The sequence below is a fragment of the Rhizobium sp. 10PS4 genome (genome assembly GCF_032464805.1).
GTDB lineage: Bacteria > Pseudomonadota > Alphaproteobacteria > Rhizobiales > Rhizobiaceae > Rhizobium > Rhizobium laguerreae.
The window spans coordinates 1-8,242 of the sequence record NZ_JAWDIW010000029.1 but is presented as its reverse complement, the minus strand read 5'-3'; the positions used below and the strand labels follow the sequence as shown (position 1 = coordinate 8,242).

10 protein-coding genes are annotated in these 8,242 nt (G+C 61.9%); 6 read left to right on the top strand and 4 right to left on the bottom strand.

Going from position 1 to position 8,242, the window contains the following annotated elements:
- Window positions 1-6: 6 nt before the first annotated feature.
- Window positions 7-528 (bottom strand): DUF6428 family protein, encoded by a 522-nt coding sequence (locus RWJ89_RS33135; RefSeq protein ID WP_168284334.1) that lies wholly within the window; start codon window positions 526-528, stop codon window positions 7-9.
- Window positions 529-570: 42 nt separating this feature from the next.
- On the opposite strand from RWJ89_RS33135, the gene RWJ89_RS33130 reads away from it, so the two are divergent.
- The 6 genes from RWJ89_RS33130 to arsK are packed head-to-tail and all read left to right on the top strand — an operon-like array spanning window position 571 to window position 4,500.
- Window positions 571-927, top strand: a complete 357-nt coding sequence (locus RWJ89_RS33130; protein ID WP_168284335.1) for an ArsR/SmtB family transcription factor — start codon at window positions 571-573, stop codon at window positions 925-927.
- Window positions 924-1,454 (top strand): arsenate reductase ArsC, encoded by a 531-nt coding sequence (locus RWJ89_RS33125; protein ID WP_168284336.1) that lies wholly within the window; start codon window positions 924-926, stop codon window positions 1,452-1,454. Before RWJ89_RS33130 ends, RWJ89_RS33125 begins: the two co-directional genes overlap by 4 nt.
- Complete coding sequence (locus RWJ89_RS33120; protein ID WP_131663571.1) at window positions 1,454-2,149, top strand: MIP/aquaporin family protein; 696 nt, start codon at window positions 1,454-1,456, stop codon at window positions 2,147-2,149. Before RWJ89_RS33125 ends, RWJ89_RS33120 begins: the two co-directional genes overlap by 1 nt.
- Window positions 2,146-2,568, top strand: coding sequence for an arsenate reductase (glutaredoxin) (gene arsC, locus RWJ89_RS33115; RefSeq protein WP_131663572.1), 423 nt, complete (start codon window positions 2,146-2,148; stop codon window positions 2,566-2,568). The genes RWJ89_RS33120 and arsC overlap by 4 nt, the downstream gene beginning before the upstream one ends.
- Window positions 2,543-3,268: an arsenical resistance protein ArsH gene (arsH, locus tag RWJ89_RS33110; protein ID WP_025394970.1), complete on the top strand. Its 726-nt coding sequence runs from the start codon at window positions 2,543-2,545 to the stop codon at window positions 3,266-3,268. Before arsC ends, arsH begins: the two co-directional genes overlap by 26 nt.
- Entirely contained in the window at window positions 3,265-4,500 is a 1,236-nt protein-coding gene (gene arsK, locus RWJ89_RS33105) for an arsenite efflux MFS transporter ArsK (protein WP_131663574.1), read from the top strand. Before arsH ends, arsK begins: the two co-directional genes overlap by 4 nt.
- Before the next feature lie 21 nt (window positions 4,501-4,521).
- On the opposite strand, the gene RWJ89_RS33100 is transcribed toward arsK, so the two are convergent.
- The 3 genes from RWJ89_RS33100 to RWJ89_RS33090 form a co-directional block, all read right to left on the bottom strand.
- A complete protein-coding gene (locus tag RWJ89_RS33100) occupies window positions 4,522-4,788 on the bottom strand; it encodes a hypothetical protein (RefSeq protein WP_131663575.1) in 267 nt (88 codons plus the stop codon).
- Window positions 4,789-4,900: 112 nt separating this feature from the next.
- The gene (locus RWJ89_RS33095; RefSeq protein WP_131663576.1) at window positions 4,901-7,435 is read right to left on the bottom strand and encodes a mechanosensitive ion channel family protein; all 2,535 of its coding nucleotides are present in this window, start codon (window positions 7,433-7,435) and stop codon (window positions 4,901-4,903) included.
- A 92-nt stretch (window positions 7,436-7,527) separates the two neighbouring features.
- The gene (locus RWJ89_RS33090; protein WP_131663577.1) at window positions 7,528-8,079 is read right to left on the bottom strand and encodes a DUF924 family protein; all 552 of its coding nucleotides are present in this window, start codon (window positions 8,077-8,079) and stop codon (window positions 7,528-7,530) included.
- Window positions 8,080-8,242: the final 163 nt, after the last annotated feature.

The following is an 8,242-nucleotide window of genomic DNA, read 5'->3' as shown; positions in this document are numbered from 1 at the left end:
CGAATCTTAACTACAGCACGCCTTTGTGCGAGCGCTCGGACCGCAACACGTCGTCGCAGAGCTTTCCCCAGCGAGCCAGCGATCGCGCGGCTTGCAGCTTGCCGGCCGTGGCGAAAGCTCGACATGCACGGCACCGGCGCGAAGAACCGGCATCGCCGCGCAATAGAGCTGCATCGGCCGCACGCCGTCGCTGACTTCGAAGGTGAGCTTGGCCGAATCGTCCAGCTGCACATGTTCCGTCACCTTGCGGATGATGGAATAGAACTTGCCGGCCGGCATATGCGTGCGATCGTCCTCATCAATATCCCAGAGCTGGATGAAGATCTCCGTCCAGGCCTCGGGATTGGCGCCGCAATCGAGCGCGGAGAATTGGCCCGCCTTGACCTCGGTGATATGATAACCGGGCTTCACCGGCTGGCCGTCGTAATTGAAAACCAGCGGCGTGTCTCTTTCACCGGCGAGTATGTTAAGCAGCAGGCCAAGCTTGATGTCGTCCGCCTGAATTTTGCTGTTGTCGATGGCGTTCATTTGCGCTAATCCTCGTTTCAACGATTCAAGGATTATTGAAATATGGATCAACGTCAAGCCCTGATCGCATTCGGCGCACTTTCGCAGGAAACGCGCCTGCACATCATCCGCATGCTCGTGGTCTCAGGCCCCGATGGCATGGCGGCAGGATCTATCGCGGAAAAGGCGGAGGTTTCGCCATCCAACATCTCCTTCCATCTGAAGGAGCTGGAACGCTCCGGCCTGATAGCCCAGCAGCGGGAATCCCGCTCGATCATCTACACCGCCAATTACGAAGCGCTCGGCGGCCTGATCCGCTTTCTGATGGAGGATTGCTGCGGCGGTAACCCGGAGATATGCGCTCCGGCCGCCGCCGTCGCCGCATGCTGTGCACCTGCAACCAAGGAGGACCTGCAATGACCACAGACCGCGTTTATAACGTGCTTTTTCTCTGCACTGCCAATTCATCCCGCTCGATCCTGGCGGAATCCATCCTGAAGACCGAAGGCAAGGGCCGGTTCAAGGCCTATTCGGCCGGCAGCCAGCCGAAGGGCGAGGTCAATCCTCTGGCACTGAGGGAGCTGCAGGCGCTCGGTTATCCCGCAACCGGCTTCCGCTCGAAGAGCTGGGACGAGTTCGCCGAGCCTGGTGCGCCGGAGATGGACTTCATCTTCACCGTCTGCGACACCGCCCATGGCGAAGCCTGCCCGGTCTGGATCGGCCATCCGATGACTGCCCATTGGGGCGTCGAGGACCCGGCCGCGGTCGAGGGCAGCGAAGTCGACAAAGGCCGCGCTTTCGCGCAGGCCGCCCGCTTCCTCAAGAACCGGATCATGGCCTTCCTCAGCCTGCCGCTGACATCGATCGACAAGCTGGCGCTGGAATCGCACCTGCGTCAGATCGGCGCCATGGAAGGCACGACCGCAAAACCGGCGACGGCCGACTGATGGTACCGTTCGATCTTACGCGCCGTCTGGTCGCTGAGGCCCTCGGCACCGCCATGCTGGTCGCGACCGTCGTCGGGTCCGGCATTATGGCGACATCATTGACCGAGGATACGGGACTTGCCCTGCTTGGCAACACGCTGGCGACCGGCGCCATCCTGGTGGTGCTGATCACCGTGCTCGGGCCGATCTCCGGAGCCCATTTCAACCCGGCAGTCTCGCTGATCTTTGCGATGTCGCGGACGCTGGCGAAACGCGATCTCGCCGGGTATATCGCCGCGCAGATCTTCGGCGGCATCGTCGGGACCGTCGCCGCCCATCTGATGTTTGCCCTGCCGCTGATCGAGCTGTCGAGCAAGATGCGCACCGGCGGCGCGCAATGGTTTTCGGAAGGCGTTGCCACTTTCGGTCTGGTCGCGGTCATCCTCGCTGGCATCAAGTTCGAGCAGAAGGCGGTGCCGTGGCTGGTCGGGCTCTATATCACCGCCGCCTACTGGTTCACCGCCTCGACCTCCTTCGCCAATCCTGCCGTCGCTTTGGCCCGCTCGCTGACCGACACCTTCTCCGGCATTCGCCCGGTCGATCTTCCAGGCTTCTGGATCGCTGAAATCACAGGCGCGGTCGCAGCGCTTTTCCTGTTCACCTGGCTGCTGCAGCCGGGAGCTTCATCAACGCTATCGTCAGAGGCAAAACTATGAACGTCACCATCTACCACAACCCGGCATGCGGCACCTCCCGCAACACGCTGGCGATGATCCGCAATGCCGGCATCGAACCTGATATCATCGAATATCTGGAAAACCCGCCGTCACGTCAGGAACTGGTCGGGATGATTGCCGATGCCGGCCTCACCGTGCGTGATGCCATTCGCCAAAAGGATACGCCCTACGCCGAACTCGGCCTCGATAATCCTGATCTGAGCGACGATCAGCTGCTCGATGCAATGCTGAAAGACCCGATCCTGATCAATCGCCCATTCGTCATCACCCCGATCGGCACGCGCCTTGCTCGGCCTTCCGAAGTCGTCCTCGAAATCCTACCGGAAACGTATCAGGGCGCCTTCACCAAGGAAGACGGCGAGAAAGTGCTCGATGCCGGAGGCAAGCGCATTGTCTGATCTGCCTGCCGTATCGCCGATGCATCTGCGTCAACCTGATATGGATGCGCTCAGACCGGCGTTCTCAACGCACAAGCCGCGCATCCTCATCCTTTATGGCTCGCTGCGAACAGTGTCCTACAGCCGCTTCCTCGCACAGGAGGCGGCACGGCTGCTCGAATATTTCGGCTGCGAAGTGCGCATCTTCAATCCCGAAGGTCTGCCGCTGCCTGATGCGGCGCCGGCGAACGACCCAAAAGTTCAGGAGTTGCGCGAATGGTCGGCATGGTCTGAAGGCCAGGTGTGGGTCAGCCCCGAACGTCATGGCGCGATGACCGGCATCATGAAAGCGCAGATCGACTGGATTCCATTGTCGGTGGGATCCGTCCGGCCGACGCAAGGCAAGACGCTGGCGGTGATGCAGGTCTCCGGCGGCTCCCAGTCCTTTAATGCGGTAAGCCAGCTCCGCATCCTTGGACGGTGGATGCGGATGATCGCAATTCCCAATCAGTCCTCGGTTGCCAAAGCTTTCCAGGAATTCGACGCGGACGGCCGTATGAAACCCTCGTCCTATTACGACCGCGTCGTCGACGTCTGCGAGGAATTGGTGAAGTTCACGCTGTTGACCCGTGATGCCTCGAATTATCTGACCGACCGCTACAGCGAGCGGAAGGAAGAAGTCGAAAAGCTCGAACAGCGCGTGAGCCTCAGATCCCTATGACAATCGTCAGCACCGAACGACCGCCGGTAGCGGCCATTGCCGCGCTCGGACTGACGCAGATCATCGGATATGGATCGCTCTATTACAGCTTCAGCATCCTCGCCCCCGACATGGCTCGTGATCTAGGCTGGTCATCGGAATGGATCTTCGGCGCGCTCTCCGCGGCCCTTCTGATCGGCGGCCTGGCCGCACCTCTCATGGGCACGTGGATCGATCGCTTCGGCGCAGGCAGGATCATGACTTCGGGCTCGGCGATTGCCGCCGCCGCCCTCGTCGCCTGCGCCTTCGCGCCGGGAAAGATCGCTTTCGTCGCGGCATTGATCGGCATCGAGATCGCCTCGAACCTGGTGCAATATGGCGCAGCCTTCGCTCTGCTCGTGCAGATCAGGCCGCAGGTCGCTCAGCGCAGCATCACTTATCTGACCCTAATCGCCGGCTTCGCCTCGACCATTTTCTGGCCGATTACCACGGCGCTGCATGCGCATCTCTCATGGCAGGAAGTCTATCTGATCTTCGCCGCGCTCAATCTCGTGGTCTGCCTTCCCATTCATGCCTGGCTCTCCCGTGGCGTCAGCCAAACCAGGAGACGGACCGGAGAGGGGGTCGCAAAACGCGTCGAGCCGAGCCTTCCGCCGTCGGCGCGCAGGCCGGCCTTTATCCTGATGGTGACGGGCTTTGCTCTGGAAAGCTTCGTGAACTCGGCACTTCTGGTTCACATGGTGCCTGTGATGTCAGCCCTCGGCCTCGGCGCCATGGCAGTGGTGGTCGGAACGCTCTTCGGCCCGTCACAGGTGCTGAGCCGTCTCACCAACATGGTCTTTGGCGAGAGCTTGTCGCAAGTGATGCTGGCGATCATCTGCGCCATCCTGCTGCCGACAGCCCTTGTCATCCTCATCGCTACCGCACCCTCGGTGCCCGGCGCGCTACTCTTCGCCGTCGTCTTCGGCCTCGGCTCGGGCCTTAACAGCATCGTCTACGGAACCTTGCCGCTCGCGCTCTTCGGAAGCGATGGCTACGGCCGGCGGCAAGGACAAATCATGTCGGTCCGTCTCGTCGTCTCCTCGATGGCGCCGTTCGCGCTTGCCTTCCTGATGGGCAATCTCGGCGTATCGTGGTCGCTGTCGATCGCTGCCTTGCTCAGCACCGTCGCCGTTGCCGCATTCTTCGCCATCATGCGGCTGACACGCCCGGTTGCCCGGCCGGAACCTGTACCCAATCCCCGAGAAGCTTGAGCGCGTTAATCAGGACGGGCGCTACTTGACGACGGCCGAGCCCTTGACGATGACGATCGTCTCGCCGCCGTCGAGCCCGATGCGGTCGCCGTCGGGCGTTGTCATGAAGCAGCCGGAAGCACAGAGGTTTTCCGAAGCGCCGGCATCGACCACGACCTCGATGCGCTGGCCGCTCTCGGTGATGACGAGCACGACGGCGGCTGGATCGGTGTTGGTGATGGATGCCGCTTCAGCCGCAGGTGCGGCAAGCAGCGGGACAAGCAGAACGGCGGCAAATCTTGCCATCATGTGCGGCGGCGCTGGCGCGCCCTCCCCTCGAACGATCGGTGCTGCCCCCGGCAGCGATCCCGATAGTGGAGATCATGCACACATAGCTGTGAATGATGGCTGAATGACCCGTTCAGCCTTTCCGATTGCCGTCTGCCGTCTTGCTGCGCAATTGCCGCACCGGCTGCTCTTCCTCCTCCATGGGCGTGTCCGCCGCGTTTTCCTGCTCGTTGGCTTGATCCCTGCCCGCATCCGCAAGCGCGGGACGAGCCTCTCGATGGATGGTAAGATCGGTCTGTGGCAGCGGGATCTCGATGCCCTCGGCCTTGAAGCGCTTAAGGATCTCGATCCTGAGATTGTTGCGCACCGCCATGCCGTCACCCATATCGGCGAGGAAGAAACGCAGCTCGAAATCCAGCGAATAGGGCCCGAAGCGCAGGAATTCGACATGCGGCTCCGGATTGCGCATGACGAGCGGTATCTTGGCCGTCAGTTCCAGCAGGATGTCCATCACCTGCTGCGGATCGGCGTTGTAGGCGACGGAAACCGGAATTTCCGAGCGGCCGATCTTGTTGCGGTGCGTCCAGTTGCCGACGAGGCCGTTGATCAACTCCGAATTCGGCACGATGATCGACTGCTTGCGGAAGGTCTCGATCTCGGTGGCGCGCACCGAAATGCGTTTGACGATACCTTCGGCTGTGCCGGAAACGACATGGTCGCCGACCTTGAACGGCCGTTCGACGAGCAGGATCAGGCCGGAGACGAAGTTGGAGACGATGTTCTGCAGGCCGAAACCGATACCGACCGAAAGTGCGGAGGCAACGAGCGCGAAGCTCGACAGATCGATGCCGGCCGCCGAAACGCCGATGATCGCCGCAATGCCGACGCCGAGATAGCCGATGCCGGTCTTGACCGAATTGCGCACGCCGAGATCGACATGGCTTCTGGCCATCACATTGCCGTCGAGCCAGCGCTGCAGCCAGCGCGTCAGCAGGTAGACGCCAGCAAACAAGAGGATGCCGGTGCAGATGCCGAGCAGCGAGATGCTGATACCGCCGAGCCTGACCTCGGTGAACAGCCTATAGGCAAGAAGCTGCAGATCCTGCACATGGAAGCCCCAGAGCAGCAGGATCAGCGGGATGCCGACGAGAAGCGCCACCGCATAGATGGCAAGGCCGACAAGCAGGCCGGCCTGGTCGATCGCCACCGGCCCGAGCTTGAAACGGCGCGTCAGGAAGCTTGCGAAGAAGGTGTCGCCGAAGCTTTCCTGCCTTGATATCGCCTTGCCGGAAAGCAGGCCGACATACATGGTGACGACGACCGCGCCGGTGATGATGAGTTGGGTGGCGACGAAGCGCGCGAGCCCGACATAACCGGTCAGTGCGGTGAGGATGAGGCCGGCGCCGACGACCCGCAGGATGATCGCCATGCCGCGCGGCCAATGCCTTCCCGGCGCATCGGGATCGCCGTTCTTCGCCAGCATCGGTTTTCCGAACGAGACCGCGATCAGGATCAGGCCGATGATCAGCGCGGCAATCAGGCTTCTGACCACGGTCAGCACCAGCGGCGAGCCCATCGCCTCGCCGATCGTGCCGAACAGATAATCGAGCGCATTGACGATCGCCATCGCCAGCAGGCAGTAGCCGATCGAGCGCGCGCCGAGATTGGAAAGCCGAACGAGGCGCCAGCGCGGTTCGTGCGGCGCGAAGATGGCATTGACGAAGCGGCCGACGAAATAGACGAGGCCGATCGCCCCGAACAGCGCACCGATGACAGGTGCGATATCGGGCCTCAGCACATTGAACCCGTTAAGGAAAAAGAACGAGGTGACGAGCAGCACCGAGAGCGCCAGCGTGCGGATCAACGTCGACCAGAAGGCGATCGACAGCCGGCCGATATAGGACGGGTTCTCGACAGCCTCGTCGCGTCGCAGGTAGGAGCCGAACAGCCGGTAACTGCCGGAGAGCAGGATCAGCGCCGAGGCGAGCGACAGGAAGATCGCGGCAAACATCGGGAAACGCTTGAATTTCCAGACGAAGGTGGCCCAGCTCGACAGGGCCTGCGAGAATTCGCTGGCCTCGTGCACAAAGGCGCTGCCGGCATCGTCGAGCACCGAGACTGAAATCTCTGTGCGCCTGAGCAGCGTATCGGCAAACAGCCGCCGCCGCATCTCGGTGATCTCGTTGACGAGCTTCGTCACCGTGATCGACAGGTTTTCGGCGTCGCCCGTCAGCGCGTTGATCTGCGCGCGTTCGGCGGCGAGAGCGTTGCGCTCCTGGGTGACGATCTCGGCTTCGGGCGGCTGCCCATCCTTCGGCGGATCGCCGATCTCGGCAAGCCGGTTCTTGATCTGGTCGAAACGCGGCCTGAGATTGACCGATATGGTGATGACGGCGCGGCTGAGTTCGTCGGCCTTGGTCGCGAGCCCGACCAGGGCATCGTCATTGTCGGCATTCTGCTTGACGCCGTCCTGAAGCGCGGTCAGTTGGACCTTCGCCTTGTCAATCTCCTTCGTCGCCTGATCGAGTGAGCTATCGACAAGCGGCGCCTGCGCGGCCGCCGGTGCCTGCGGCTCCTGCGCGAAAGCCGCAGCACCCTTGAAATGCGCGCCGGCGACCGCCAGTGTCAGCAGAAGAATGGTGCGAAGCAGGATCGGTCTCAGCCGCAAAAGCGCCTCCGGGAAAGGTTGTCGTCGGAATAGAATGCCAGCTTGTCTTAGTAAAGAAAGGCGACAGAAAGGCGGAAGCTCCCTGGAAGCCCTCAGAAACCGGCGCCGGGCTTGGAAAGATAGTCGCGCTCTCTAGCCGTCGACTCGCGTCCGAGCATGGCATTGCGGTGCGGAAAGCGGCCGTAGGCAGCGATCACGTCGCGGTGGCGGATCGCATAATCGAGATATTCTTCATCGCCGAGGGCGGTAAACAACGCCACCGAGCGTTCCTGCTCGCCAAGGTCCTCGGCATGTTCGAAGGGCATATAGAAAAAGGTGCGGCACGCGGCTTCGACCGCCTGATCGGCGCCGGATGCCAGCGCGAGCTTGGCTTCCCGAAGCGCCAGCCCATCGGTCGCAACGGCAAGCGCCGTGCCGCGATAGATGTTGCGGGGAAACTGGTCGAGCACGATCACAGCCGCCAGCCGGCTCTCCGCATCCGCCCGCCATTCGGCGCCAACATCCGTGGCAAGGGCCAGATGGGTATCGCGAAAGCCTTCGCGGATCTCCACGTCGAGTTCCGGCGTCGGGCGGAACCACAGCTCTCGGCCGCATCTGACGAACCAGAAATCATAGACTTCGCGTGGCGTGCGGATGGTCGTCATGTTTCCTCTCCCCTAGCGTTCGGCTTGATGATGCAGTTTCGGTAAATTATTGTAGAAAAAGGGATAACACCGTGCCGGTAACCCCCTCATCCGGCTGCCGCCACCTTCTCCCCGCTGGGGAGAAGAGATTCGCAGCGACGTCTCCTTCCCCCTTCTCCCCTTG

Bases quoted from the DNA above. Each gene is read 5' to 3' on its own strand.
- arsK (WP_131663574.1), top strand. From the start codon at position 3,265: ATGACAATCGTCAGCACCGAACGACCGCCGGTAGCGGCCATTGCCGCG.
- RWJ89_RS33135 (WP_168284334.1), bottom strand. From the start codon at position 528: ATGAACGCCATCGACAACAGCAAAATTCAGGCGGACGACATCAAGCTT.
- RWJ89_RS33120 (WP_131663571.1), top strand. From the start codon at position 1,454: ATGGTACCGTTCGATCTTACGCGCCGTCTGGTCGCTGAGGCCCTCGGC.
- RWJ89_RS33090 (WP_131663577.1), bottom strand. From the start codon at position 8,079: ATGACGACCATCCGCACGCCACGCGAAGTCTATGATTTCTGGTTCGTC.
- RWJ89_RS33100 (WP_131663575.1), bottom strand. From the start codon at position 4,788: ATGATGGCAAGATTTGCCGCCGTTCTGCTTGTCCCGCTGCTTGCCGCA.
- RWJ89_RS33125 (WP_168284336.1), top strand. From the start codon at position 924: ATGACCACAGACCGCGTTTATAACGTGCTTTTTCTCTGCACTGCCAAT.
- RWJ89_RS33130 (WP_168284335.1), top strand. From the start codon at position 571: ATGGATCAACGTCAAGCCCTGATCGCATTCGGCGCACTTTCGCAGGAA.
- arsH (WP_025394970.1), top strand. From the start codon at position 2,543: ATGCCGGAGGCAAGCGCATTGTCTGATCTGCCTGCCGTATCGCCGATG.
- arsC (WP_131663572.1), top strand. From the start codon at position 2,146: ATGAACGTCACCATCTACCACAACCCGGCATGCGGCACCTCCCGCAAC.